Annotated in this window: 18 protein-coding genes; 4 read left to right on the top strand and 14 right to left on the bottom strand. The window is 74.0% G+C overall.

Features of this window, described 5'->3' with window-relative positions; all coding sequences use genetic code 11:
* Positions 1 to 47: 47 nt before the first annotated feature.
* Entirely contained in the window at positions 48 to 1,241 is a 1,194-nt protein-coding gene (locus ACIBTU_RS24295) for a glycerophosphodiester phosphodiesterase (protein WP_399128494.1), read from the bottom strand.
* Between the two features lie 269 nt (positions 1,242 to 1,510).
* Between ACIBTU_RS24295 and ACIBTU_RS24290 the strand changes: the two genes are divergently transcribed.
* On the top strand, positions 1,511 to 2,200 hold the full coding sequence (locus tag ACIBTU_RS24290; RefSeq protein ID WP_399128493.1) for a lysophospholipid acyltransferase family protein: 690 nt from the start codon (positions 1,511 to 1,513) through the stop codon (positions 2,198 to 2,200).
* Between the two features lie 118 nt (positions 2,201 to 2,318).
* Here ACIBTU_RS24290 and ACIBTU_RS24285 read toward each other — a convergent pair whose 3' ends face one another.
* From ACIBTU_RS24285 to argH, 8 genes are all read right to left on the bottom strand, one after another.
* Entirely contained in the window at positions 2,319 to 3,848 is a 1,530-nt protein-coding gene (locus tag ACIBTU_RS24285) for an MFS transporter (protein WP_399128492.1), read from the bottom strand.
* Positions 3,845 to 4,396 (bottom strand): TetR/AcrR family transcriptional regulator, encoded by a 552-nt coding sequence (locus tag ACIBTU_RS24280; RefSeq protein WP_399128491.1) that lies wholly within the window; start codon positions 4,394 to 4,396, stop codon positions 3,845 to 3,847. Before ACIBTU_RS24280 ends, ACIBTU_RS24285 begins: the two co-directional genes overlap by 4 nt.
* A 106-nt stretch (positions 4,397 to 4,502) precedes the next feature.
* Positions 4,503 to 6,269, bottom strand: coding sequence for a hypothetical protein (locus tag ACIBTU_RS24275; RefSeq protein WP_399128490.1), 1,767 nt, complete (start codon positions 6,267 to 6,269; stop codon positions 4,503 to 4,505).
* A complete protein-coding gene (locus tag ACIBTU_RS24270; RefSeq protein ID WP_399128489.1) occupies positions 6,266 to 9,847 on the bottom strand; it encodes a DUF5682 family protein in 3,582 nt (1,193 codons plus the stop codon). Before ACIBTU_RS24270 ends, ACIBTU_RS24275 begins: the two co-directional genes overlap by 4 nt.
* A gap of 5 nt (positions 9,848 to 9,852) precedes the next feature.
* Entirely contained in the window at positions 9,853 to 11,034 is a 1,182-nt protein-coding gene (locus ACIBTU_RS24265) for an AAA family ATPase (RefSeq protein ID WP_399128488.1), read from the bottom strand.
* 63 nt (positions 11,035 to 11,097) lie between these two features.
* Entirely contained in the window at positions 11,098 to 16,161 is a 5,064-nt protein-coding gene (locus ACIBTU_RS24260) for a hypothetical protein (RefSeq protein WP_399128487.1), read from the bottom strand.
* Positions 16,158 to 17,015: a DUF4132 domain-containing protein gene (locus tag ACIBTU_RS24255; RefSeq protein ID WP_399128486.1), complete on the bottom strand. Its 858-nt coding sequence runs from the start codon at positions 17,013 to 17,015 to the stop codon at positions 16,158 to 16,160. Before ACIBTU_RS24255 ends, ACIBTU_RS24260 begins: the two co-directional genes overlap by 4 nt.
* Positions 17,016 to 17,135: 120 nt before the next feature.
* On the bottom strand, positions 17,136 to 18,563 hold the full coding sequence (gene argH / locus ACIBTU_RS24250) for an argininosuccinate lyase (protein ID WP_399128485.1): 1,428 nt from the start codon (positions 18,561 to 18,563) through the stop codon (positions 17,136 to 17,138).
* 147 nt (positions 18,564 to 18,710) lie between these two features.
* On the opposite strand from argH, the gene ACIBTU_RS24245 reads away from it, so the two are divergent.
* The 3 genes from ACIBTU_RS24245 (at position 18,711) to ACIBTU_RS24235 (ending at position 21,113) form a co-directional block, all read left to right on the top strand.
* Positions 18,711 to 19,298 carry a pyridoxamine 5'-phosphate oxidase family protein gene (locus ACIBTU_RS24245; RefSeq protein ID WP_399128484.1) on the top strand — a complete coding sequence of 196 codons (588 nt, stop codon included), beginning with the start codon at positions 18,711 to 18,713 and terminating at the stop codon, positions 19,296 to 19,298.
* A 3-nt stretch (positions 19,299 to 19,301) separates the two neighbouring features.
* Positions 19,302 to 20,024, top strand: coding sequence for a L,D-transpeptidase (locus ACIBTU_RS24240; protein ID WP_399128483.1), 723 nt, complete (start codon positions 19,302 to 19,304; stop codon positions 20,022 to 20,024).
* A 102-nt stretch (positions 20,025 to 20,126) separates the two neighbouring features.
* Positions 20,127 to 21,113 (top strand): bile acid:sodium symporter family protein, encoded by a 987-nt coding sequence (locus ACIBTU_RS24235; protein WP_399128482.1) that lies wholly within the window; start codon positions 20,127 to 20,129, stop codon positions 21,111 to 21,113.
* 30 nt (positions 21,114 to 21,143) lie between these two features.
* Here the strand turns inward: ACIBTU_RS24235 and ACIBTU_RS24230 are convergent, their stop codons facing one another.
* The 5 genes from ACIBTU_RS24230 to argC are packed head-to-tail and all read right to left on the bottom strand — an operon-like array spanning position 21,144 to position 26,058.
* Entirely contained in the window at positions 21,144 to 21,713 is a 570-nt protein-coding gene (locus ACIBTU_RS24230) for an arginine repressor (protein ID WP_399128481.1), read from the bottom strand.
* A 16-nt stretch (positions 21,714 to 21,729) separates the two neighbouring features.
* Positions 21,730 to 22,929, bottom strand: coding sequence for an acetylornithine transaminase (locus ACIBTU_RS24225; protein ID WP_399128480.1), 1,200 nt, complete (start codon positions 22,927 to 22,929; stop codon positions 21,730 to 21,732).
* Positions 22,926 to 23,885 (bottom strand): acetylglutamate kinase, encoded by a 960-nt coding sequence (gene argB, locus ACIBTU_RS24220; protein ID WP_399128479.1) that lies wholly within the window; start codon positions 23,883 to 23,885, stop codon positions 22,926 to 22,928. Before argB ends, ACIBTU_RS24225 begins: the two co-directional genes overlap by 4 nt.
* Positions 23,882 to 25,033, bottom strand: a complete 1,152-nt coding sequence (gene argJ / locus ACIBTU_RS24215) for a bifunctional glutamate N-acetyltransferase/amino-acid acetyltransferase ArgJ (protein WP_399128478.1) — start codon at positions 25,031 to 25,033, stop codon at positions 23,882 to 23,884. The genes argB and argJ overlap by 4 nt, the downstream gene beginning before the upstream one ends.
* Positions 25,030 to 26,058: an N-acetyl-gamma-glutamyl-phosphate reductase gene (gene argC / locus ACIBTU_RS24210; protein WP_399128477.1), complete on the bottom strand. Its 1,029-nt coding sequence runs from the start codon at positions 26,056 to 26,058 to the stop codon at positions 25,030 to 25,032. The genes argJ and argC overlap by 4 nt, the downstream gene beginning before the upstream one ends.
* Positions 26,059 to 26,126 lie beyond the last annotated feature (68 nt).

Here is a 26,126-nt window from a genome sequence, read left to right as displayed (position 1 = left end):
CCCGGTTGCCGGGGCGGCCGCGTCTCACTCCAACCGGGACCGGCGGCTCAGCCGTTGACGAAGTCCTCGCGGGCGAGCAGCCCGGTGTCGCAGTTGTCGGTGAAGATGCCGTCGATGCCGGTCGCGAAGTAGGTCTTGAAGGCTCCGAAGGCGTCGCCGTACGAGTTCGGGTCCGTGCCCTTGCGGAAGTCCGCGGGCAGGAAGGTGTTCTCGTTGCGCATCGTGTAGGGGTGCAGGATCAGCCCGGCGGCGTGCGCGTCCTCGACGAGGGTGGTGGGCTCGCCGAGCTTGCCGCTCTTGTCCTTCGGGATGATCAGGTCGAGGGTCGGGCCGATGCCCTGCGCGTAGCCGGCGATCTCCTTCAGGCCCGCGGGCGTGATGAGGTCGGCGACGGTGCGCGGGTCGCCGTTCTCGACGAAGTCGGCGGGGCGGGAGCCGGCCGAGGAGAGCAGGACGACGAGCGGGTTGTCGACGAGCTTGTCCAGGCGCTGGATGCTGGTCGGCTCGAAGGACTGCAGGAAGACGGGCGCGTTCTTGCGGTGCAGGCCGTGGGCGCGCAGCAGCTCGGCGATCCGCTCCTCGAGGCCGAGGCCGAGCTTGCGGAAGTAGGTGGGGTGCTTGGTCTCGACGTGGATCCAGACCTCGCGGCCCCGGGCGCGGCTCTGCTCGGCCCGCCATTTCAGGACTTCCTCGAAGGTGGGGATCTCCCAGCGGCCGTTGTAGAGGGTGTTGTGCGGCCGGTTGCCCGGGATGCGCTCGACGGCCCGCAGGGTCTTCAGTTCGGCGAGGGTGAAGTCCTCGGTGAACCAGCCGGTGGTGGAGACCCCGTCGATGACCTTCGTGGTCCTGCGGGCGGCGAACTCGGGGTGGGCCGAGACGTCCGTGGTGCCGCCGATCTCCGGCTCGTGGCGGCAGACGAGCCGGCCGTCCTTGGTGGGGACGATGTCGCCGGCCTCGATGACGTGGGCGCCCATGTCGAGCGCGAGTTGGTAGGAGCCGAGGGTGTGCTCGGGGCGGTAGCCGCTGGTGCCGCGGTGGGCGATGACGGTGGGTACGGGCAGCGAGGTGTAGCCCTGTCCCGAGTGATTCCCGCCACTGGCCCGGTCGGCGGCTCCGGCCGTGCCGGGCAGGGCGACGGCGGCCGCGCCGGCGCTCAGCACCGCGGCGCCGAGCAGCGCCCGCCGGCCCACTCCCCCGCTGGTGCCCGCCTCGTGTGCCGCCTGAGTCTTCTCGTTCCCCATGGAGCGCTCCTCCCGCCGAGTTACTGCCTTGCACCTGTCAAAGCGGGACCGATCGTAGGTGCGCGGGAGTGGCCAGGGGGAGACCGCGTACGGAACGTCAGGGTGATGCGGGATGACCGCTGTGTGTCGTGCGCGTGGCAGGGGTGCGTCGGTGGCGTCGTGCGGGATCAACCCGGATCAACACTGTGTATCCACTCGGTGAACCCGATGTGCGGGAAGACCGTACGCGCGAGTATCGTCCTCACCTGCACAGACCTTATGTCCATTCCTTGACCCCGGAGGGCCCGTTGTCCCGCTTCGCGCTCATCAAGGCAGTGCTCGGACCGATCATGCGCCTGATGTTCCGCCCACAGGTGGAGGGCGCTGAGAAGATTCCGGGCGACGGCCCCGTCATTCTGGCCGGAAACCATCTGACGTTCATCGACTCGATGATCCTGCCGCTCGTCTGCGACCGGCAGGTGTTCTTCATCGGCAAGGACGAGTACGTCACCGGCAAGAGCCTCAAGGGCCGCCTGATGGCGTGGTTCTTCACCGGCGTCGGCATGATCCCGGTGGACCGGGACGGCGCCAACGGCGGTGTGGCCGCGCTGATGACGGGCCGCCGGGTCCTGGAGGAGGGCAAGGTCTTCGGCATCTACCCGGAGGGCACCCGCTCCCCCGACGGCCGTCTGTACCGCGGCCGTACGGGCATCGCGCGCCTGACGCTGATGACCGGCGCGCCCGTCGTGCCGTTCGCGGTGATCGGCACCGACAAGCTGCAGCCGGGCGGCGCGGGCATGCCGCGCCCGGGCCGGGTGACCCTGCGCTTCGGCGAGCCGATGGAGTTCTCCCGCTACGACGGCATGGGCCGCGACCGGTACGTGCTGCGGGCCGTGACCGACTCGGTGATGGCCGAGGTCATGCGCCTTTCGGGGCAGGAGTACGTGGACATGTACGCCACGAAGGCGAAGGCCGCGTAGCTCTTCGCCGGCTGTGGCCGGGGCCCGGTCCCGCGGAGTTCGCTCCGCGGGACCGGGCCCCGGTCGTTGTGCCGTGTTCATCTGGACGGCGTCACCCGGACGGCGTCACCGGGGCGGGTCACTTCTCCAACTGCTGGCCCCGCAGCAGGAACCAGGCCGCGACCGAGGTCACGAGGAGCACCGCGGCGCCGATGCCCGCGGCCACCTGGAGTCCGTCGACGAAGGCCCCCTGGGCCGAGCCGAGCAGTTCGTGGGCCTGGGCCGGCGGCAGCGCGCCCGCGGACTCGACGGCGCTACCGAGCGAGGCGTGGGCCGCGTCGGCGACCTCGGCCGGGGTGCCGGCCGGGACCGTGAAGCCCGCGTAGACGCCGGTGACGATCGAGCCGAGCAGGGCGATGCCGAGGGCCGCGCCCAGCTCGTACGCCGTCTCCGAGACCGCGGAGGCCGCGCCCGCCTGTTCCTTGGGGACGCTGGAGAGGATCACGTCGGCGGTCACGGTGAACGAGAAGCCGGCGCCGACGCCGACGACCAGGAGCACCGTGCCGAGCAGCGGGTAGCCCGTGTCCTGGCTCAGGCCGGTGAGGACGGCCAGGGACAGACCGACCGCCGCGAGTCCGCCCGCGACGACGACGCGCACCGAGAAGCGGCGCGCCACGGCGCCGGCGACGAGTCCGGCGACCACCGCGCCGATCGCGGCGGGCAGTTCGGCGAGGCCGGCCTCGAAGGGCCTGCGGCCCTGGACCAGTTGGAGGAACTGGGACAGGAAGAACACCAGGCCGGACAGGCCGAGGATGGTCAGCAGGTCGGCGAGGACCGCGCCGGAGAAGCCGCGGTTGCGGAACAGGCGCATGTCGAGCAGCGGCGACGCCAGGGTGAGCTGGCGGCGTACGAACCCGGCGAGCGCGGACAGGCCGGCGAGCGCGGAGAGGGCGACGTCCCAGGTGAGGCCGTGTGACGCCGCTTCCTTGACCGCGTAGACGACACCGATCATGCCGACGAGCGAGAGGGCGACGCTGGGCAGGTCCCACGGGCCCTGCACCGGGTTCTTCGACTCGGGGATCAGCTTGACGCCGACCACGACGAGCACCGCCATGACGGGCAGGTTGATGAGGAAGACCGAGCCCCACCAGAAGTGCTCGAGCAGGAAACCGCCGACGACCGGGCCGACGGCCGCGCCGGCCGAGGCCATGGCGCCCCAGATGCCGACGGCGAGGGAACGCTCGCGCGGGTCGTGGAAGATGTTCCGGATCAGCGCCAGGGTCGAGGGCATCAGGGTGGCACCGGCGACACCGAGCAGGGCGCGCGCCAGGATCATCAGCTCGGGCGTCGTCGCGTACGCGTTGAGCACCGAGACGGCGCCGAACGCGACGGCGCCTGTGAGCAGCAGCTTCTTGCGGCCGATGCGGTCGCCGAGGCTGCCCATGGAGACGAGCAGTCCGGCGATGACGAACGAGTACACGTCGCCGATCCACAGCAACTGCGTGCCGGACGGCTCCAGGTCCTCGCTGATGTAGGGGGTCGCCAGGCCGAGGACCGTCGCGTCCACGGCGACGAGCAGCACGGCCAGCACGAGCACGGAGAGGGCGAGCCACCGGCCGGGGCGCGCCACCACCTCCGGTACCTGGGGTCGCTGGTGAGTGCTGGTCATGGTTCCACGCTCCGTCGTGCGCCGCCGAGCAGCAGCTCGGCGATCATGTATGAGAAGTCCTTGGCCGCGACGCGGCCGTCCTGTACGGCCCAGGCGCAGCTGCCGATGAGGCCGTAGAGCGCCTCGCACAGCCAGGCCGGGGTCAGATCGATCCGGAACTCGCCGGATTCCTGGCCGCGCCGGAACAGCGCGACCATGCGGGCGTCGACGCGGGCCCAGCCGGCATGCTGCTCCTCGCCCTCGAACAGCTGGTTCTCCGTGTTGAGGAAGGCCAGCAGCGGGGCGGCCGGTTCGAGCTCGGCGACGAGCCGGCGCAGCGCGTCCCCGGCCGGGCCCGTGTCGAGGCCGGCCCGGTCGAGCGCCGCCTCGCACTCCCTGAGGCCGAGGTCCTCCAGCGCGCGCACGAGGGCGTCACGGCCCGCGAAGTGGCGGTGCAGCGTGGCACGGCTGATGCCCGCGGCCTTCGCCACCTCGTCCATCGTGGCGGTGGACTTACGGGTGAGGAGAGCCGCGGCGGCGTGCAGCGTCTGGGATCGGTCGACAGCCATGAGACGAGCATAGCTTGAATGAGACATGAATGTCTCATTCGAAAGGATGACGTCTCATCGCGGGTGCCGGTTGGTGGCTCTTGAGGTTCTCGGGCTCTTTGTGGGGCTATGCCTTCCAGGCCTCGGCGCCGAGGGCCTCGGTGACCTCCTGGGTGTAGCGGGCGCAGGCCAGCCAGGTGCGGGCGAACGCGTCGAGATCGGCGGGCGCCAGGCGGCCGAACGGGTCCCGGCCCCGGTCGGCGGCCGCGCGGAGGAGCGCCTCCAGGAGGACCGCGGCCGTGGGCAGGCCCGCTCGGCGCAGGGCGGGGGCCTCGTCGGGCCGGGCGAGGGGGAGGGCGCGGCGGCCGGCGACGAGCGACTGCTCCACGCGGCGGCGCAGGGGGTGGACGGGGGGCGGGGTCGCGCCTTCTCCGGGCCGGGGGCGGGGCGGGGCCTCTCCGGTTATGGCGGGCACGGGGAGGTCGGCGCGGGTCAGGCGGTCCAGGCCCAGGTCGTGGCGGGCGCCGGACGGCAGCCGTACGGCGAGCGGGGTCGCGCGGGCCGGGGTGGACGGGACGATCCGGGCGATCAGCCGGACGCGGGTGCCGGGGGCCGAGGCGAGCAGGGCCAGGTTCTCCCGGTGGGACAGTGCCGGGTCGTCGTGGGCCACCGAGAGCCGGACGATGACGCCCTGGCAGTCGGCCGACAGGCTCTCGCCGTCCCGCTCGCGCAGGACACCGCCGAGGGTGGCGTCCAGGAACAGCAGCCCGTCCGGCGACGTGCGCGCCCGCGCCGCCTGGTCGGCCAGGGGTACGGACCACAGGGCGTCCAGGGGCGCTTCGGTCCAGTCGGTGCCCGTGGCCCGGACCGCCTGAACCGCTTTGCCGGCGCCGAGGCGGCCGTCCGCGGCGACCGTGGCGCCGGAGACGACGAGTCCGGCCCCGGACAGCTCGCGGTGGGTCAGGGCGGTGTCGCCGAGGCGGACGGCGCGGTCGGCGACGCCGCGCGCCCGGCTCGCCCCGCCCGGGGCGATGTCCGGGACCTGGTACAGGGTGCCGTCGGCGTCGGCGGTCCAGGTGACGCAGCCCGCGTGTCCGGTGGCGGTCAGCACGGGCTCGGTGAACAGCCCGTACAGGCGCAGCGATCCGGCCTGCGCGTAGCTGCGGCGGGCGGTGCCGCGCAGGGCGGCCGTCGCGGCGGGGTCCGTGCCGGGCCTGCCCAGCGCGTGGGCGATGCCGAGCAACTCCGTGAGCGCGTCGGCCAGTTCGGCGGTGCGGTGGGCCGGGTCGGCGCCGCGGGCCGCGCGTACCCCGTTCACGACGCGGATCGCGGCGGCCGCGGGGCGGTGCAGTCCGGCGACCTTGGCGATGTGCGCGGCGCGGAGCAGTCCGGCCTGGGCGACGGCCCCGGCGCCGTCGACCCCGGCGTCGAGGAGGCGGGCGGCGGCGGTCCAGAGGGCGTGGGCGGCGGCGGTGTCCGTGGGGTGCTCGGTGACATCGAGCGCCGGGGTGCTCGTCCGCTCCGGGGGACTCGGCTCCGGCTCCGGTGCTGGACCTGGTGCTGGTTCTGGCTCCGCGCTCGTGTTCTGGGCGGAGTCGAGGGCCACCGGTGCCAGGGTCGCCGCCGCCGCGCGGTGGACGCAGGACGGGGACAGGAGGCAGTCGCAGTGGATCGCGTCCGGAGTGGTCACGATGCCGTCCGTCGGGCGGAGTTCGACGTTCGACTCCTCGTCGACGGCGATCCGGTGGACGCCCGACGCCGGGTCCACCGTGTGCGGGCGGGCCGCGAGTTTGGCCGCGGCGGCGTCCAGCCGCTTGGTGAGCCGGGGTGACAGCGCCTCGACGATCTCGGCGGTGACTCCGGGCAGCACGGGCGGCAGTCCAGCGGTGGTCATCGGATCCTCTCCCCCACCCAGCGGGCGAGTTCCAACGGGCTCAGGGCGGCCACGGGCATGCCCGCCGCGACCAGTTGACCGGCCGTGCCCGGCGAGTAGCGCGGCCGGCCGGCGTCGTCGAGGCTGGCGCAGCCGAGCACGTGACAGCCCGCGCCGACCAGTTCCCGTACCTCGCCGAGCAGGCCGCCCACCGGGTAGCCCTCCTCGAAGTCGCTGATCACCACGACGAGCGTGCGGGACGGCGCGGTGACCAGGCGACGCGCGTGGCGCAGGCCGGCCGCGATGTGCGTGCCGCCGCCGACCCGCGTCTCCAGGAGCAGCGACAGCGGGTCGTCGACGTGCTCGGTGAGGTCGATGACCTCGGTCGAGAACGCCAGGAAGTGCGTGGACAGGGCCGGCACCCCCGCGAGGACGGACGCGGTCAGCGCCGCCCAGATCGTGGAGGCCTCCATCGAGCCGGACACGTCGGTGACGATGATCAGCCGCCAGTCCGCGGAGCGCCGGGCCCGCCCGTGGAACACCGGGTGCTCGGGCACGACGACGATCCGCCCGTCGTCCGCGCGCCGCGCCGTCGCGAGGTTCGCGCGCAGGGTGCGGGCCAGGTCGAGGCCGCCGCCGGGGCGCCGGGTGGGCCGGGCGGTGGCGGCGCCGGTGAGCGCGGGGCGCAGGCGGGTGGCCAGGGCGCGGGTCAGCTCGTCGACCAGGCGGCGGACGAGCGGGCGCAGTGCGGCGAGCCGGGACTCGGGCAGGCCGCCCGCGTGCTGGAGAACGGTGCGCAGCAGTTCGACGGAGGGGCGCGCCGCGTCGGGGTCGAGCGCCTCGACGGCGTCGGTACGGCCCGCTGCCGCAGCGGCGGCCAGCACCTCTTCGCGTACGCCGGGGCCGAACAGCGCGGTGAGTTCCTCGGCCCATTCCCGCACCCCGGGGTACGGGGCCTCGCGTCCGCCGCCGCGGCCGCCGAGCCCGCCGCGGGAGCCCTCGCCGCGGCCGGCCCCGTACAGCTCGTCGAGGGCGGTGGCCAACGGGGCGGTGCGGGGGGACAGTTCGCCGGCCCGGCGTCCGAGCACGAGCCGCCAGCGCTCGGCGGGAGTGATGGTCCCACTGGCTCCGGCTCGGTGCTTCACGGTGCCGGGGGCCTCCGGCGGGACCGGCCCGGTCGCGGGAACGTCCGGTGTCGGGGCGTCCACGGCGGTCAGCGGTACGCCGAGATCCAGCCCGGCCACCGTCTCCGCCGCCGCGAGGTCCGCCCGCGTCCAGACCGCCTGGGTCGCCGGGTCGACCGTCAGCTCACCGACGGCCGTGCCGATGCGGGTCTCGACCGTCTCGAGCAGGCGCTCCCGCGCGGCCGGTGACAGGGTGTCGAAGCCGCCGCGCAGGGCGGGCAGCCGGTCGAGGAACGCCCGGTCGGACAGGTCCGTCACCCGGTCGAGCAACGGGTCCAGCGCGTCCGGCGCGGTCTCCAGGAGGGCGCCGGCGGCGGTGCACAGGCCGGTCAGGCGTGCGGTGAGGGCGGCGCGCGCGGCGGAGCCGGACGCGGCGTCGACCCAGGACGCGACGCGGACGCCGAGCTCCGGGGCCGACGCGTGGCCCAGCAGGACGCGTACGGCCGCCGCGGCGGAGGCCATCAGCGGTGTGCCGTCGGCGGCCAGCGCGGCCAGCGCGTCGGTGAGCCGCAGGGAACCCAGCGCGTCGGCGCGGCGCGCCAGTTCGACCAGGGCGCGGGCGTCCTCCGGGTCCTCGGAACCGGTGATGCCCTCGACGGCGCGCACCGCGGCGGCGCTCAGCACCTCGGACGCGGCGGCGAGCCGGTCGGGCCGGTCGCCGTCGGGCGTGAATCCGGCGACGTGTCCGGCGGCGAGCCGGTCCACGAGGGCCAGTCCCGTGAGCAGTTCGGCGAGCGAACCGGCGGCCGGGAGCGCCCGGGACAGCTCCTCGAGGGCTTCCTCCGCGAGTTCGGGAAGGGCGCATTCGGCCGCCGCCGTGAGCGCGGTCAGGGCCTGGGCGGGGGTGGGGCCGCCCTCGTCGCGGGCGGCGCGGGCCCGGGCGCGCAGGACGCCCTGTGCCGCCTGGGCCGGGGTCACGCCGCGCACGCTCGCGGTCGTCAGGACGGCGGCGGTCGCGGGGGTCCAGGTCACGGTCCACCGGGTGGTGAGCGCGTCCGCGCCGCCCGCGCCGGTGACGCCGTGCTCGTCCGCGTACGGCACACCGCAGACGGTCAGGCGGCGCAGCAGGATCTCGCGGCGCCGGTCGCGCGGGGTGCGCAGCACGTCGAGCCGCAGGTCGCGCTCCTTGCCGGGCTCGGCCGGGCCGGGCAGCCCGAGTTCGGCCGCCTCGCGCTCGACGGCGGGCCCGAGTCCGCCGCGGGGTGCGGCGGGTGTGGGCCGGCCGGTGCGCTCGCCGACGAGCACGCGCTCCATCGCGCGGGCCACGGCGCGGCCCCGCCCGAGGGGCTCGCCCTGGGCGAGCACGGTCTGGAGCGCCTCGACGAGTTCGCCGCGGCCGGGGGCGCGCAGCCCGCGCAGGGCGGCGAGGTCCCCGGCGACCCGGGCCACCTCGCGGGCGTCGGCGGGACCGCTCGGGTGGCCCTGGGCGCGGAGGTCGGCACTGACGGCGACGGCGGCGCGCAGCACGGCCTCGCGCAGCGCGTCCGGGTCCCCGGCGGCGTCCAGCACCCGGTGCTGCCACTCCGGGTCCCGGATGCCGGCCGGGTAGCCGGACCGGGCGTCGAGCAGCGGATACGTGTACGGGATGAGACTGACGGTGCTGCCGGGGGCGTCGGCGGGCGGGTGTCCGGGAGCCTGAGGCTGTGTGCCCAGGGGCTCCTCGGTCAGGGCGTCGGCGCTCAGGGCCTCCCCCGTCAAGGCCGCCGCGTGGAACGAGCCGATCACCGCCGCCGCCCGGCGTCCGTCCCGGGTCGCCTCGCGCAGGCGGGCCCGCATCCAGGCCTCACGGGCGAGGTCGAGCGCGTCGATGCCGGGGCCGTCGTCCGCGTCGCGGCGCAGGGCCCAGCCGGTGAGCAGCGCGGCGCGGCGCAGTTCCTCGGGGGTGGCGCCGGGGGCGGGGGCCTCGACGAGGCGGTCCCACAGGTCGTCACCGTCACGTCCGGTGATCCGGTCGCGCAGGGCGGCCTGCAGTCCAGGGCCGGAGGCGGCCGGACCGGGAAGTCGGGGTTCGCGCCAGGCCCGGTCGGCGAGCGGCAGGTCGCAGGCGAGCACGGGCACGCCCGCGTCCCGGGCCCAGCGCAGCGCCGCCAGTTCGGGCGAGAAGTCGGCGAAGGGGTAGAAGGCCGGGCCCCGCCGGTCCGCCGCCGCGTCCGCCCCGGGCTCCGGCTCCGGGACCGCCGCGAGGGCGACGGGTGCGACGGTCTCCTCGTCGGCCAGCCAGCCCAGGAAGTCCTGGGTCTCCGCGGGCAGTTCGACGAGGAGCACGTCGGGCCGCGCCGCGTCGAGCAGCCGGGGCACGGCGGCGGCGAGCGACGGCGCGTGGTGCCGTACGCCGATCAGGTACGGGCCGTCGGGCGCGGTGAGCGCCGCGACGGCCTCGTCCGGGGCCTGCGGCAGCGGCGGCGGGGTGGTCATACGGGTCAGCCCTCCAGCACCGGACGCAGGTCCCACAGGGTGCGCCAGGTGGCGGAGCCCTCCTCGGCGCGGCGGCGCACGGCCCCGTCCCAGTAGCCGAGCAGCCGGGCCGCGTCCGCCGGGTCGTCCTTGCGCACGACGCCGGTGAGGTGGCCGGGCAGCAGCGCGAGGGGGTCCCGGTCGCCGGGGAAGTAGGCCGTGGCGAGACCCAGGGCGGTGGCCACGGAGACGGCCTCGGCGGTGCTCATGACGGTGGAGGGCCGCTCGATCTCCCAGCCCTCGGCCGAGCGTCCGGTGCGCAGCTCACGGAAGGCGGTCACGAGGATGTCGAGGACCGTGTCGTCGAGCCGGTACGCGGCGCCGGAGCGCTCCACGGCGGCCCTGGACTGGCTGCGCACCAGGTCCAGTTCGGCCTCGAAGTCGCCGATGGGGCCGACGGTCTCGAAGTTGAACCGGCGCTTGAGCGCGGCGGACATCTCGGAGACGCCCTTGTCGCGGAGGTTCGCCGTCGCGATGACGTTGAACCCGGGGGCCGCGTGCGCCTGGGCGTCCTCGGTGCCGGCGAGCTCGGGCACGGCGATGCGGCGCTCGGAGAGCAGCGAGATCAGCGCGTCCTGCACCTCGGGCAGACAGCGGGTGACCTCCTCGACCCGGGCCACGGCGCCGCGGCGCATCGCGGTGAGCACCGGCGAGGGCACGAGCGCCTTGGAGCTGGGGCCCTGCGCGAGCAGCAAGGCGTAGTTCCAGCCGTACTTGAGCTGGTCCTCGGTCGTGCCGGCGGTGCCCTGGACGGTGAGGGCGCTGGTGCCGCTGACGCCCGCCGCGAGCAGCTCGGACAGCATCGACTTGGCGGTGCCGGGCTCGCCGACGAGCAGCAGTCCGCGCTCGCCCGCGAGGGTCACCACGCAGCGCTCGACGAGCGCCCGTTCGCCGACGAACTTGCGGCGGATCGTCATGCGCCGGGGTGTCCCCTCGGGCGCGGTGGCGCCCTCGGGCAGGCTGAGCGGCCGGTCGCTGCCCATCCCGAAGGTGACGACCGCGCGGGGCGTCAGCGCCCAGCCGGGCGGCCGGGGCCCTTCGTCGTGGGCGGCGAGGAACGCCAGCTCCGCCGCGTACAGCTCCTCGGGCGGCACGATCTGCCGGGCCGGTGCCGCGCCGGTCGCCGTGCTCGTCTCGGTGATGGTCATGACCCCGTCTTTCTCACTGTCGTTCCGTCGTTCGAACTGCGCGTCCTGTGGCCGTCCGCGCGGTCAGCCACGCCTGCGGCCCTTGCTGGTGGCGCGGGTGGTCAGCTCCTCGTACGCCGGGACGTCGCCGGAGCGGACCCGCTGCCAGGCGACGGCGAACAGCTCCGGCACGGGCAGCATCGGGACCGCCCTGCTGTCGCCCGGCACCGCGTACAGGCCGCTCTTCCACGTCTCCACCGGCAGGGCCGGGGCCTTGTGCGCGAGCCAGCCGCCGGGCAGGAACAGGACACGGCCGGCCCGGGCGCGCTTGGCCTCGACGACGAGGTCGGTCGCGGCGAGTTCGGCGCGGGCCTTCTTGAGGCGGGCGGGCTTCCAGCCGGTCCAGCGGGCCACGTTGCGGTCCGTGGGGTCGGGCAGGGCGAGCAGCTGGAGGTAGAGGGCCGCGGCGTCGGCGCCGATGCCGTGAGTCTCCGCGACCTCGGCGACGAGCTCGGGCACGCTGCGGGTCGGGTCCTGCGCGTAGCCCTCGAAGCCGCCGTCGGCCCCGAGGGTGCGGGCGAGTTCGTCGCCGCGCACGGCCGCGATCCGGCGGACGAAAAGGCCCGCGGAGGGCCGGGCGATGCCCTCGGCCAGGCCGACCGCCGGGTCGTCCGTCCCGGTGAGCCCGGCGGGGCGCAGCAGCGTGCCCTCGTTCTCCGCGTACCAGGGGTGGAGGACGAACGCGGTGCCGGCACGGGTCATTCCGTCCGCTTCCGCGCCGCCCGCCTCGGGCATCCCGTAGGCCTTGCGCAGCCGGGCGGCGGTGGGCAGGCGGCCCTCGGCGGCCCAGGACAGGTCGGCGTCCAGGAGCAGCCCCGGGTCGGCGAGACGCTCGCGCAGCGCGGTGAGCCCCTCGGGCAGCCGGGCACGCAGCGGGTGCCCGTACGGGAGTCCGTAGGCGAGGGCCGCGAGGCCCTCGACGGCGCCCGTGAGGGTGCGGCGGTTCGGCACCGCGGACGGGTCGTCGGCGCGCAACCGCCCGTTCTCGTCGAGGCGCTGGGTGGTGGTGCGGGTCAGCCAGGCCTGCCGGGCGGGGTTGAGGACGGCCTCGGTGGCGGGGAGGTCGGGGACGTCGGCGTCGCCGCCCTCCGGCAACCGCACGAGGGTGCCGAGCCGCTCGGTCCACGCCGCGTGCGCGGCGTCCACGTCGAGGCCGGTGCGCCACAGGGCGGTGAGGTCCTCGGGCAGCAGGGCGGCGGCGATCTCGCAGCGCTCGTCGAGGGGCAGGGCACGCAGCCGCTCCTCGCCGTCCTCGATCTGGGTGCGGGTGAAGCCGGTCAGCTCACGGCACTCGGCCATCTCCGTGGTGGTGAGGGTGCCGGTGGGCCGGCCCGTGAGCAGCAGCGCGGCCTGGGCGGGACCGCAGCCGGGGGCGGCGGCGAGCCGGTCGACGGCCTGCGTGTCCCACTGCGCGGGCCCGTTCGCCCGCACCAGCGTGACGAGTTCGGTGAGCCGCTCGGGGGTCACACCCGCGCTGACGGGGGTGGCGGCGTGCACGGTGAAGTGGCCGACGGCCCCGAAGGCGCCGGACGGGTCGTGGTCCAGCGCCCGCCAGGCCAGGAACTGCCCGCGGTCCTCCCCGTACAGGGACTCGGCCTCCAGGAAGACGAGGGTGCGTTCGCCCTGGCGGTGCACCTCGCCGCGGCGCACGGGCGATCCGTTCTTGCCCGGCAGGGGCTCGCGGAGCCGGACGACGCGCAGCGTGCCGCCGCCGGCGCCGAGCGGGCCGGCCGCGACGGCCTCGAACAGGTGGAGCAGCGCGGCCCGTTCGCCCTCGAACAGGGACGGGGCGGCGGCCCGGGTGGCGAACACCGGCAGCCGGTCCAGGAGCTGGGGCCAGCCGCTGCTGGTGGCGGGGACGGTGCCCGGGTCGCGGGTCCAGCCCTCGGCGAGCGGGCGGGTGTCGGGGTGGGGTGCGGGGCCGTGGGCGGGGGTGCCGCCGAGCACGTCGTTGACGGCCTTGATGTGGCGCAGCACGGTCGGCTCGTCGCCGGACCAGTAGCCGGTGACGGTGTTGCCGAGGGCGGCGCGGACGGCGCTCAGCAGAGTGCTGTCGCCGCCGTGCTCCGGCGAGAAGTCCGCGTACATGGCCTGCGGCGGGCGCGGCGCCGCAGGGGCGCCCGACCCGGCCGGCTCGGGGTCGGTGTACCGCCGCGCGGTGGCGCGCAGGCCGACCGGGACCAGGGCGACCGAGGTGACGCCTGCGAGCAGGGCGAAGTCGGTGATGCCGGGCAGGGCGCGGGCGACGGCGGCGCTGGTCGCGTCGGCCAGGTCCTGCCGGTCCTGGGCGCGCTGCTCCTCGCTGCGCTCGCCGCTGGTGGCGGCGATGTGCTCGTCCATGATCTCGGCGAGGGTGTCGACCAGGGAGGCGGCGAGCTCGTCCGTGCAGTCGCGCAGGGCCTTGGATCCGGCCTCGTCGCGGACGCGCAGCAGGTGCCAGAACGGAAGCGGCGGCACGAGCGCGGTGCCCGCGGCGAACCGCCCGCCGGGGTTCCCGGGCTGCGCGACGACGAGCGGGCCGCTGTCCCGGGTCGCGCCGTCCTCGTAGAGCGCCACGAGGCCGCTCTGCCGGGCGAGCACGGGCGCGCTGCCGGGCAGGCGCAGGGCGCCGACGGGGACGGCGCCCAGGCCGTCGGGGAGGCTGACCGTGGTGCCGTCGGGGGTGCCGGCGGTGAGGGTGTCGCCGTCGGCGCGGACCCAGCGGCCGAGGACGGTGCCGTCGGTGCCGAGCGGGGTCTCCTCCAGGCCGGGCCGCATCGGCAGCAGGTCACAGTCGGCGGGGCGCAGGGTGCTGCCGTCGCGCACGGCGGTGGCGAAGGCGGCGGGCAGCGAGGCGCGGCCGGTCGCGCCGGTCGCCGCGTCGTACTCGATCCAGGACGATCCGGCGCTGGTGGTGCGCAGCCGCCAGTGTCCGATGCCGTCGCCGATGACGCGCTCCTCCTCGGTGAGCTGGGTGTCACCGGCGTGCAGCGGGCGGCGTCCCGCGGTGCGGCCGCCGGTGGGCAGCGGCAGGCTGACGCCGCGGTCCCGGTGGTGGAAGAAGACGGTGTGCGAGGCGGAGAGGGCGAAGACGTCGCCGGGCCGGGAGGTCCAGTAGGCGCGGTCGCGGCCGTCCTCGCGCCACATGACGAGGAGGTCGCCGTCGACGTAGCGGAAGGCGGGGTCGGTCCAGCGGTCCGCCTCCTTCGGGACGCGCAGGTCGTGCTCGAGGAGGACGCCGTCGGGGCCCGCGACGACCGCCTTGTCGCGGTGGGAGACGATCAGGGCGGGCCAGGACTCGCTGACCCGGATGCCGCCTCGGCTGTTGCCCTTCGGGGCGGGGCCGAGCCGCTCCATCGCCTCTTCGAGCGCGGGCCAGACGAGCTCGTCGAAGACTCCGGTGCGCAGGGTGCGGGCCAGGTTGCGGGAGAGGTCGTGGCGGCGGACGCGGTCCACGGCGTCCGGGGCGACCTCGGCGGCGACGGCGCGGAAGCGGCGCAGCTGGTTGAGGACCGTCTCGGCGCCGGGCAGTCCGGCGGCGGCCGTGTAGGCGTCGGTCCGCTCGTCGATCCAGGCGCTCAGGACGCCGCGCAGCACCGGGTGTTCGGCGACGGTGCGCAGGTGGAGCTTCTCGTTCCACCGGCTGTGGCCGACGTCCGCGCGCAGCCGCGGGCCGTACCGCTCGTCGGCGGCGAGGGCGGCCAGGTCGCGGCGTCCCTCGGCGCTGCCGTCGAGCCATTCGCTCAGGCCCAGGTCGCGTCGGCCGCTGTAGGAGTGCGGGTTCGCGTCCGGGGACGGGCCGGTGACGGGGACTCCGATGGCGAGGCACAGGTCGAGCAGGTCGAGGTCGACGCGGCTGGTCCACTGCGTGCTCGCCTTGTTCAGGTCCACGGGCCGGCCGTCGGCGATCAGGCGCGGGGCCATGCGCTCGACGAGCGCGTAGGTCAGCGGAGTGCGGCGGCGGCCTCGGTACCCGCCCTGGAGGTGGGCGGCCCAGCGCGCCAGCCAGTCGCTCGCGGAGACCTCCGCGCCGGCCGCGGGGCCGGTGAGGAGCGGCTCGGCGCCGGACTCGGCGAGCAGGCCGAGCCACTGCTGCTCGGCGGCGGCGCCGCGGCCCAGACCGGTGGGCACGAACTCCAGGAGGCGGGCCCGCACTTCGGGCCGCTCCTTGGCGAGGACGACGAGGGTGGCCTGGTACGCCGTCCAGAAGGAGGCGGGTGCGCGGACGACGGCCGGTGAGGCCAGCAGATCGGCGAGAAGGGAGGTCTCCTCGGTGACGCGGTCGAGACCGGCCGCCTTGATGAGCTTGCGCGCGTCCTGCGGCAGGGCGGCGTAGGGCGGCATGCCGGCGCCGCAGCGCTCGACGACGAGCTGCCGGTACTGGAGCCAGGCGTCCTCGGCGCTGAGCCGGGCGGTGAGGTCGGCGACGTGCTCCTTGAGGGCCTTGACGGTGAGCGCCCCGGCGAAGGCGAACTCGAGGAACACCGCACGCTGCCGGGCCTCGTCGACGGTCAGGCTGTGCACCCGCTCGGCCTCGCGGGCCTTGCCGAAGAACTGCGCCGCGTACGTGGTGTTCTCGTGGCGCAGGAAGGCGCGGCCGGCCTCCTCGTAGAACGTGGGCAGGAAGTGGGGCACGGAGCGGCCGAGGCGCTCGCCGAGCGCCTCGAAGCCCTCCTTGGCGGCGCCCGCACGGGACTTGGCCATGCGGGAGAACCGCTCGACGTCCTTGACGAGGGCGAGCGCGTGGTGTCCGTTGGCCGGGTCGTGGACGAGGGCCCAGGCGGGGAAGCCGAGGGTCTCGCGGCGCACCTGGCCGAGGCCGTCATGGTGGGCGGTACGGGTCAGGCCGAGGAAGTCGAGGGCGAGGTCCTCGGCCTCCCCGAGGGTCCCGGGGACGAGGCGGACGACGGTGCGGCCTTCGAGGACCGGGTGTTCGTAGGCGCGGACGGTCAGCTCGTCGGCGTCCTCGCCCTGGTGCGTACCGGGGAGCAGGACGGCGCCCGCTTCGAGGAGTGCCCCGGTGTCCTGTGTCTGCTCGTCGTCCTTCATCCGCCGGTCCCCCGTCGCGCTGTTCCGTGTGTGCTGGTCGCTGATGTCGGTGGTGCTCACGCCGCCTGCTCCTCGTCCTCGACGTCGCGGCCGGCGTAGAGCGCGGCGGCCATGCGCATGCCCTCGGACCAGGCGACGGGGCCGACCTCGCCGAGGGTGAGGGCGCCGCCCTGGGGGGTGGTCCAGGTCAGCGGGCCCGTCTCGGTCTGCTCGTAGCCCTCGTAGTCGCCGACCCAGACGCGGGCCTCGATGCCGCGGCCGGCTTCGAGGACGGGCAGGACGGCCTGGCCGCCGCGGACGCGGTAGCCGAGGGAGGTGGCGCGGCCGACGAGGAAGCGCAGCTCCTTGAAGACGCCGCCCTCGTAGTCGTCGACGCCCCGGGCGCCGGTGTCGCGGTCGGCGCCGCGCACGTACGTCTCGCGGAAGAGCTGCTGGACGCCCTGCTCGACGCCGAGCTCGACGGCGAACTCGCGCAGTTCGTCGAGGTCGTCGAGGAGGACGGGGTGCGGGACGCGGATCTGCTCGGGGCTGATGCGGACGGTGTCGCCGTCGAGGTCGACGAGGCCGATGCCGCGCTCGGGGTCGGCGTCGCGCAGGAAGCCGGCGACGGCCCCGTCAGGGCCGGTGACGACGAGGTCGCGCAGGGCGGTGCGCCAGGCCGGATCGGGCCAGACGCGGGCGAGGACGGCGGTGGGGACGGGCAGGGAGCGCGTCATCCAGTTCTCCACCTGGTCGCGGCAGTCGCGCTCGTGGCGCTCGAGCCACTCGGTGAGCTGGCGCAGGCCGATCACGGCCTGCTCGTCCGCGATCTTGGGGGGAACCGACTTGAGCAGACGTCCCTTCCCGTTCCGGCAGATGACCTTGCCGTTCTCGTCCAGGGCCACCTCGTAGTCGCCCGCGGGCATCCACCCCATCACTGCCTCCCCGACAGCCGTACCGATCAACTGTCGGGAACTCTAGAGGGGCCCACTGACAACGCGATGCGGCCCGTCCCCCACACGAGGGGCCGGGCCGCGTGAACCGCTGTCGGCGGGTTACTTCTTGGCGTCCGCCCAGGTCCGCTGCACCGTCAGGTCCTGCTTGACCTCGGCGAGCTGGACCGCGACCGCGCTGGGCGCGGTGCCGCCGCGGCCCGAGCGGGAGGCGAGGGCACCCGGCACGTTCAGCACCGTGCGGACCTCGGGGGTGAGGTGCTCGGAGATCTTCACGAACTGGTCGTCGGTCAGCTCGTCGAGCTCCTTGCCCTCGGCCTCGGCGACCTTGACGCACTCGCCGGCGACCTCGTGGGCGACGCGGAACGGCACGCCCTGCTTGACGAGCCACTCGGCGATGTCGGTGGCGAGCGAGAAGCCGGCGGGGGCCAGCTCCTCCATCCGCTCCCGGTTGACCGTGAGCGTGGCCATCATGCCGGTGAACGCGGGGAGCAGGATCTCCAGCTGGTCGCAGGAGTCGAAGACCGGCTCCTTGTCCTCCTGGAGGTCGCGGTTGTACGCGAGGGGCAGCGCCTTGAGGGTGGCGAGCAGGCCCGTCAGATTGCCGATGAGGCGGCCCGACTTGCCGCGCGCCAGCTCGGCGATGTCCGGGTTCTTCTTCTGCGGCATGATCGACGAGCCGGTGGAGAAGGCGTCGTGGAGGGTGACGAAGGAGAACTCCTTCGTGTTCCAGATGATGATCTCCTCCGCGATGCGGGAGAGGTTCACCCCGATCATCGCCGTGATGAAGGCGAACTCGGCGACGAAGTCCCGGGAGGCCGTGCCGTCGATCGAGTTGGCCGCCGAGCCGTGCTCGAAGCCGAGGTCGCGGGCGACCGCCTCCGGGTCCAGGCCGAGCGAGGAACCGGCGAGCGCGCCGGAGCCGTACGGGGACACGGCCGTGCGGGTGTCCCACTGGCGCAGCCGCTCGGCGTCCCGGGACAGGGACTGGACGTGCGCCAGGACGTGGTGGGCGAAGAGGACCGGCTGAGCGTGCTGGAGGTGCGTGCGGCCGGGCATGGCGACGTCCGCGTGCGCCTCCGCGAGGCCGACGAGGGCCTCCTGGAGGTCGGCGATCAGACCGCCGACGATCCGGGCGTGGTCGCGCAGGTACATCCGGAAGAGCGTCGCCACCTGGTCGTTGCGCGAGCGGCCCGCGCGCAGCTTGCCGCCGAGGTCCGGGCCGAGGCGCTCGAGCAGGCCGCGCTCCAGGGCCGTGTGGACGTCCTCGTCGGCGATGGTGCCGACGAAGGAGCCGTCGGCGACATCGGCCTCGAGCTGGTCGAGCCCGGCGATCATCCGGGTCAGTTCGTCCTCGGTGAGCAGGCCCGCCGCGTGCAGCACGCGCGCGTGGGCACGGGAACCCGCGATGTCGTACGGCGCGAGGCGCCAGTCGAAGTGGACGGACGCGGACAGTTTGGCCAGGGCCTCGGCGGGGCCGTCGGCGAACCGGCCGCCCCAGAGGCGGACATCGCCGGTGTTGCTGCTCACGTGCTCTGCTCCTCAAGCCGGGCGTTCATGCGTTCAACGTGCTCATGCGTTCAAAGTCTCATGCATGAGTATGCAGTCCTCTGCATGATTCGTCAATCGCCCTCACGGACGATGCCGCCGGCCCCGGCCGCGCCGGGCAATGCCCGCATGGGAAAGACCTACGAACGCATCGACGGACACCTGCGCACCTTCATCGAGTCCCAGCCCATGTTCTTCACGGCCACCGCTCCGCTCGCCGGTGACGGCACGGTCAATCTCTCACCGAAGGGCCTCACGGGCTCCTTCGCCGTGCTGGACGAGCGGACGGTCGCCTATCTGGACTTCGCGGGGTCGAACGCGGAGACGATCGCGCACCTGCGGGAGAACGGCCGGATCACGCTCATGTGGTGCGCCTTCCAGGGACCGCCGAACATCATGCGCGTCCACGGTCGCGGCGAGCCCGTCTTCCGCGACGACCCGCGTTTCACCGCACTCCTCGAGCGCTTCCCCGACATCGATCCGTCGCGGCACGGCCTGCGCGCCGTGATCGTCGTGACCGCCGAGCTCGTCCGCGACACGTGCGGCTACGGGGTCCCGTTCCTGTCGTACGACGAGGACCGCGATCTGCACGGCAAGCGCTTCGCGCGGGAGGACGACGCCTCGCTCGACGCCTACTTCCGGAAGAAGGAGCACATCGGACAGAGCCTGGATGGCCTACCTGGGCTGCCGCTCCCGCTGCCGCCCGCTAATTTCTGATCCATGCGCCGCTCACGAGCAGTCCGTGCGGGTCTCGCCGTCTCCGTCGCCGCCTGCGCGGCGCTCGGGGCGGCCGCGCCCGGCACCCAGCCCTCCGCCCCGCTGCCCGAGCGCCTCGCCGACACGGGCGGGGGCCGCCAGCTGATCACGGCGGAGGCGCCCCGCACGGCGGCCACGAGCGGCACGGTCACCTGGTGGGACCGGCGGCCCGACGGCCGCTGGGCGAAGGCAGGTTCGGCCCCGGCCCGCTTCGGGGCGAACGGACTGGTCGAGGGGGCTCGACGCGAGCAGGGCACGAACACGACGCCGACCGGCCTGTACGACCTGCCCTTCGCGTTCGGCACCGAGGCGGCTCCGGACGGCACCTCGATGCCGTACCGGCCGGTGCGGGACAGTTCCTGGTGGTGCCAGGACAACGACTCGCGCGCCTACAACCGCTGGACGGACCCCCGCCCCGCCGACTGCCGCGCCACCGAGTCCGAGCACCTCGCCGACTACGGCACCCAGTACGCGCACGCGCTGGTCGTCGGCTTCAACTACCGCACCCCGGTGCGCGGTCGCGGCGCGGGCATCTTCCTGCACGTCAACGGCCGGGCGGCGACGGCCGGTTGTGTCTCCGTGCCCGGCGAGGCCATGCGGCGCATCCTGACCTGGGTACGGCCGGACACGGCGCCCCACATCGCGATCGGCACCCGGTCGGGCGCCACCGCCATCACCCGGTACTGAGCCCTTCGCCGGACCTGGCAGCCGCCGGGCCCGAGACCCGTGTAGCGACCACATAACGAGACACGGTTGCGGGGCTCCGGTCCGACAACGTTGCATCGCCGGGTGCAGAGCCGAACCGAACTCACGTCCACCGATGCCCCCGCGCCGAGCGCGTCCGCGTCCGCCGACCGCGCGGCCCGTCTCGCGGTGACCGTCTTCCCCGTCCTCGTCCTCGTGGCGGGCGTCTGGGGACTCACCGCGCCGGGCACCTTCGCCGGCTGGGGCACCAATGTGCCCTACCTTCTGGGCGTCGTGATGTTCTGCATGGGGCTCACGATGACGCTCGACGATTTCAAGGGCGTCGCCAAGCGCCCCTGGGCCGTGGGTCTCGGGCTCGTCGCGCACTACGTGATCATGCCGGGCCTGGGCTGGCTGATCGCCCACGCGCTGGGTCTGCCCCCGCAGTTGGCGGCCGGTGTCATCCTCGTCGGCTGCGCACCCAGCGGCACCTCGTCGAACGTGGTCACCTATCTCGCGCGGGGCGATGTCGCCCTGTCCGTGTCGGTCGCCACCGTCTCCACGGTCCTCGCGCCGCTGGTCACTCCGCCGCTGACGCTGCTGCTCGCGGGCGCCTATCTGCCCGTGGACGCCGCGTCGATGATGACGGACATCCTGAAGACCGTGCTGCTGCCCGTGCTCGCGGGTCTGGTGGTGCGGCTCGTGCTCGGCCGCTACGTCGACCGGCTGCTGAAGGTGCTGCCGTGGCTGTCGGCGCTGACGGTGGCCGTGATCGTCGCCGTGGTGGTGGCGGGCAGCGCCGAGGCCATCAAGTCGGCGGCCGGGCTGGTGCTCCTCGCCGTGGTGCTGCACAACGGCCTGGGTCTGCTGCTCGGTTACGGCGCCGGCAAGGCGGCGCGGCTCGGGGCACCCTCGTCGCGCGCGATGGCCTTCGAGGTCGGTATGCAGAACTCGGGTCTCGCCGCGTCCCTGGCCACCGCCCACTTCAGCCCGCTGGCCGCACTGCCCGCCGCCGTGTTCTCCGTTTGGCACAACGTGTCGGGCGCACTGGTCGCGGCCTGGATGTCGTACCGGGCGCGGCGCTCGGCCTGACGCCCGGTACGTACGTCCCGCGGGGTCCGCTCAGTGGTCGTTCTGCGCGATGCGCAGCATGTGGTCGGCCAGTGCCTGGCCGCCGGCGGGGTCCCGGCTGATGAGCATCAGGGTGTCGTCGCCGGCGATGGTGCCGAGGATGACCTGCAGCTCGGCCTGGTCGATCGCCGAGGCGAGGAACTGGGCGGCGCCCGGCGGTGTGCGGAGCACCACCAGGTTGGCCGAGGCCTCGGCGGAGATCAGCAGTTCACCGGCGAGGCGGCGCATGCGCTCCTCCTTCGCCGATTCGCCCAGCGGCGCCTGCGGGGTGCGGAAGCCGCCCTCGCTGGGCACCGCGTAGATCAGCTCACCGCCGGTGTTGCGGATCTTGACGGCGCCCAGCTCGTCCAGGTCGCGCGAGAGCGTGGCCTGCGTGACGTTCAGTCCGTCGTCGGCGAGCAGCTTCGCCAACTGGCTCTGCGAGCGCACTGGTTGCCGGTTCAGGATGTCCACGATCCTGCGGTGGCGGGCCGTGCGTGTCTGCGGCACCTGCGGGCCGGAACCCGCGCTCAGCGCGAGGCTCTCGGCTGCGCGCAGGTCGTTCTCCGCCTTGCTGCTCATCGTCGTCGTCCCATCCTCAGGATCCTGCTTCCCCGTCGGCCGCGGCCGTGTCCAGTACGGCGGGCAGCGCCGTGAGGAACGCGTCCGCCTCGGCGTCCGTCAGGTTCAGCGGGGGCATGAGCCGGATGACGTCGGGTGCGGGCGCGTTCACCAGGAGGCCCGCGTCCTGGGCCGCCTGCTGCACCTGGGGTGCGCGCGGCCCGGTGAGCACGATACCCAGCAGGAGTCCGGCGCCCCTGACGTGGCTGACCAGTGGGTGCTTCAGGGACTCGATTCCGGCCGTGAGCCGCTCGCTGACGCGCCGGGTGTTCTCGAGGAGTCCGACGGCCGCGACGGTGTCCACGACGGCGAGGCCGGCGGCGCACGCGACGGGGTTGCCGCCGAAGGTGGTGCCGTGCTGTCCGGGCTTGAGGAGCTTCGCCGCCTCGCCGAACGCGACGGTGGCGCCGAGCGGCAGGCCGCCGCCCAGGGCCTTGGCGAGGGTGACGACGTCGGGGTCGACGCCTTCCTCGGCCTGGTGGGCGAACCAGTGGCCGGTGCGGCCGACGCCGGTCTGCACCTCGTCGAGGACGAGAAAAGTGCCGGTGGCGCGGGTGATCTCGCGGGCCGCCCTGAGGTAGCCGGCGGGCGGGGTGACCGCCCCGTTCTCCCCCTGGATCGGCTCGATGATCACGAAGGCGGTGTCCTCTGTGACCGCGGCCCGCAGCGCGTCCACGTCTCCGTACGGGACGTGCGTGACGTCGCCGGGGAGCGGGGTGAAGCCGTCCTGCTTGCCGGGCTGGCCGGTCAGGGCGAGGGCGCCCATGGTGCGGCCGTGGAAGCCGCCGGTCGTGGCGACCATGTGGCGGCGGCCGGTGAGCCGGCCGATCTTGAAGGCGCCCTCGTTGGCCTCGGCGCCCGAGTTGCAGAAGAACACCGCGCCGTCGCGGCCGAAGAGCTCCAGCAGCCGCTCGGCGAGGGCGACGGGCGGCTCGGCCATGTACAGGTTGGAGACGTGGCCCAGGGAGGCGATCTGAGTGGAGACCGCGTCGACGATCGCGGGGTGGCCGTGGCCCAGCGCGTTCACCGCGATACCGCCGACGAAGTCGAGGTACTCCTTGCCGTCGGCGTCCCACACCTTCGCGCCCGCGCCCTTGGCCAGGGCGATGCGGGGTGTGCCGTAGTTGTTCATCAGGGCGCCCTGCCAGCGCTGGGCCAGCTCCGCGGTGCCGGTCATGCCGTTCCCCCCTTTTCCCCGTCCGGCACGACCATCGTGCCGATGCCTTCGTCGGTGAAGATCTCCAGCAGGATCGAGTGCTGGACGCGGCCGTCGATGACGCGGGCGGTGTGCACCCCGTTGCGCACGGCGTGCAGGCAGCCCTCCATCTTCGGGACCATGCCGCTCGCCAGGTCGGGGAGCAGCTTCTCCAGCTCGCTCGCGGTGAGCCGGCTGATGACCTCGTCCGAGTTCGGCCAGTCCTCGTAGAGGCCCTCGACGTCGGTGAGGACCATCAGCGTCTCGGCGTCCAGCGCAGCAGCGAGTGCCGCAGCCGCCGTATCAGCATTGACGTTGTAGACATGGTGGTCGTCCTGGGAGCGGGCGATCGAGGAGACGACCGGGATGCGGCCGTCGGCGAGCAGGGCCTCGATGGCGCCGGTGTCGATCTCGGTGATCTCGCCGACGCGGCCGATGTCGACGAGCTCGCCCTCGATGCGGGGCTGGTGCTTGGTGGCGGTGATGGTGTGCGCGTCCTCGCCGGTGAGGCCGACGGCGAGCGGCCCGTGCTGGTTGAGCAGGCCGACGAGCTCGCGCTGGACCTGGCCGGCGAGCACCATCCGTACGACGTCCATGGCGTCCTCGGTGGTGACGCGCAGGCCGGCCTTGAACTCGCTGACGATGCCGTGCCGGTCGAGGGCCTTGCTGATCTGCGGGCCGCCGCCGTGCACGACGACGGGCCTGAGGCCCGCGTGGTGCAGGAAGACGACGTCCTGCGCGAAGGCGGCCTTCAGCTCCTCGTCGATCATGGCGTTGCCGCCGAACTTGATGACGACGGTCTTGCCGTGGTGCCGGGTCAGCCAGGGCAGCGCCTCGATGAGGATCTGCGCCTTGGGCAGCGCGGTGTGCTTGCGCGCGCCGCTCTTCTTCTGCGGCGGCTCGCTCTTGGAGGTCTCGTTCTGCGGGGTCTCGGTCATGACGAGTACGCGCTGTTCTCGTGGACGTAGTCGGCGGTCAGGTCGTTCGTCCAGATCGTCGCGGCCTCGGTGCCGGCCGCGAGGTCCGCGGTGACGACGACCTCGCGGAACCGCATGTCGACCTGGTCGCGGTCCTCGCCCACGCCGCCGTTCTTGCAGACCCACACGCCGTTGATCGCGACGTTGAGGCGGTCGGGCTCGAAGGCGGCGGACGTCGTGCCGATCGCGGACAGGACGCGGCCCCAGTTGGGGTCCTCGCCGTGGATGGCGCACTTGAGGAGGTTGTTGCGCGCGATGGAGCGGCCGACCTCGACGGCGTCGTCCTCGCTCGCCGCGTTGATCACCTCGATCTTGATGTCCTTGCTCGCACCCTCGGCGTCACCGATGAGCTGGCGGCCCAGGTCGTCGCAGACCGTGCGGACGGCCTCGGCGAACTCGGCGTACTCGGGGGTGACTTCGGCGGCGCCGGAGGCGAGGAGCAGCACCGTGTCGTTGGTCGACATGCAGCCGTCGGAGTCGACGCGGTCGAAGGTGACGCGGGTGGCGTCGCGCAGTGCCTTGCCGAGGACCTCGCTGTCGAGGTCGGCGTCCGTGGTGAGGACGACGAGCATGGTGGCGAGGCCGGGGGCGAGCATGCCCGCGCCCTTGGCCATGCCGCCGACGGTCCAGCCGGCGCCCTCGTACACGGCGGTCTTGTGCACGGTGTCGGTGGTCTTGATGGCGATGGCGGCCTTCTCGCCGCCGTGCTCGGACAGCTGGGCGGCGGCGGTCTCGACGCCGGGCAGCAGCTTGTCCATGGGGAGCAGGACACCGATGAGGCCGGTGGAGGCCACGGCGACCTCTCCCGCGTTCAGCCCGAGGACCTCGGCGGCCTTCTCGGCGGTGGCGTGCGTGTCCTGGAAGCCCTGGGGGCCCGTGCACGCGTTGGCGCCACCGGAGTTGAGGACGACGGCGGACACGAGACCGCCCTTGAGGACCTGCTCGGACCACAGGACCGGGGCGGCCTTGACGCGGTTGGAGGTGAAGACGCCCGCGGCCGCGAGACGGGGGCCGCGGTTGACCACGAGGGCCAGGTCCGGGTTCCCGCTCTCCTTGATTCCGGCGGCGATGCCCGCGGCCTGGAATCCCTTGGCTGCCGTCACACTCACGGCGCGACTCCGATCGTCGAGAGCCCGGTGGTCTCGTCGAGACCCAGGGCGATGTTCATGGACTGGACGGCACCGCCTGCGGTGCCCTTGGTGAGGTTGTCGATCGCGCTGATGACGATGACGCGGCCGGCGGCCTCGTCGTACGCGACCTGGATCTGCACCGCGTTCGACCCGTACACGGCGGCGGTGGCGGGCCACTGGCCCTCGGGGAGCAGCCGCACGAACGGCTCGTCCCCGTACGCCTTCTCGTAGGCGGCGCGCACGGTGTCGGCCGTGACACCGTCCTTGGCCTTGGCGCTGCACGTGGCGAGGATGCCGCGGGGCATCGGCGCGAGCGTCGGTGTGAACGAGACGGAGATCCGCTCGCCCGCCGCCGCGCTCAGGTTCTGGATCATCTCGGGGGTGTGCCGGTGGCCGCCGCCGACGCCGTACGGCGTCATGTTCCCCATGACCTCGCTGCCGAGGAGGTGGGGCTTGAGCGACTTGCCGGCGCCGGAGGTGCCGGACGCCGCGACGATCACGGCCTCGGGCTCGACCAGGCCGGCCGCGTACGCCGGGGCCAGCGCAAGGGAGACGGCGGTCGGGTAGCAACCGGGCACCGCGATGCGCTTGGACCCCTCCAGCGCGGCGCGGCCACCCGGCAGCTCGGGAAGGCCGTACGGCCAGGTGCCGGCGTGGGGCGAACCGTAGAACTTCTCCCAGTCCGCGATGTCCTTGAGCCGGAAGTCGGCGCCCATGTCGACCACCAGCACGTCCGGACCGAGCTGCTCGGCGACAGCGGCGGACTGGCCGTGCGGCAGCGCCAGGAAGACGACGTCGTGCCCGGCGAGCACCTCGGGGGTCGTCGCCTGCAGCACGCGGTCGGCCAGCGGCTGGAGATGGGGCTGGAGCGCGCCCAGTCGCTGCCCCGCGTTCGTGTTCGCCGTCAGGGCGCCGATCTCTACCTCGGGGTGGGCGAGCAGCAGACGCAGGACTTCGCCGCCCGCGTATCCACTCGCTCCCGCCACCGCTGCACGTACCGCCATGGAACCCTCCTCCTGGATGGCATGACTATACGCCGCACTGCACGTTTATGCAATCGATCACCCAGCAC

Origin of the sequence: Streptomyces sp. NPDC050145 (assembly GCF_044460245.1) — a bacterium.
GTDB lineage: Bacteria > Actinomycetota > Actinomycetes > Streptomycetales > Streptomycetaceae > Streptomyces.
This window is presented reverse-complemented; position numbering and strand designations above follow the sequence as displayed.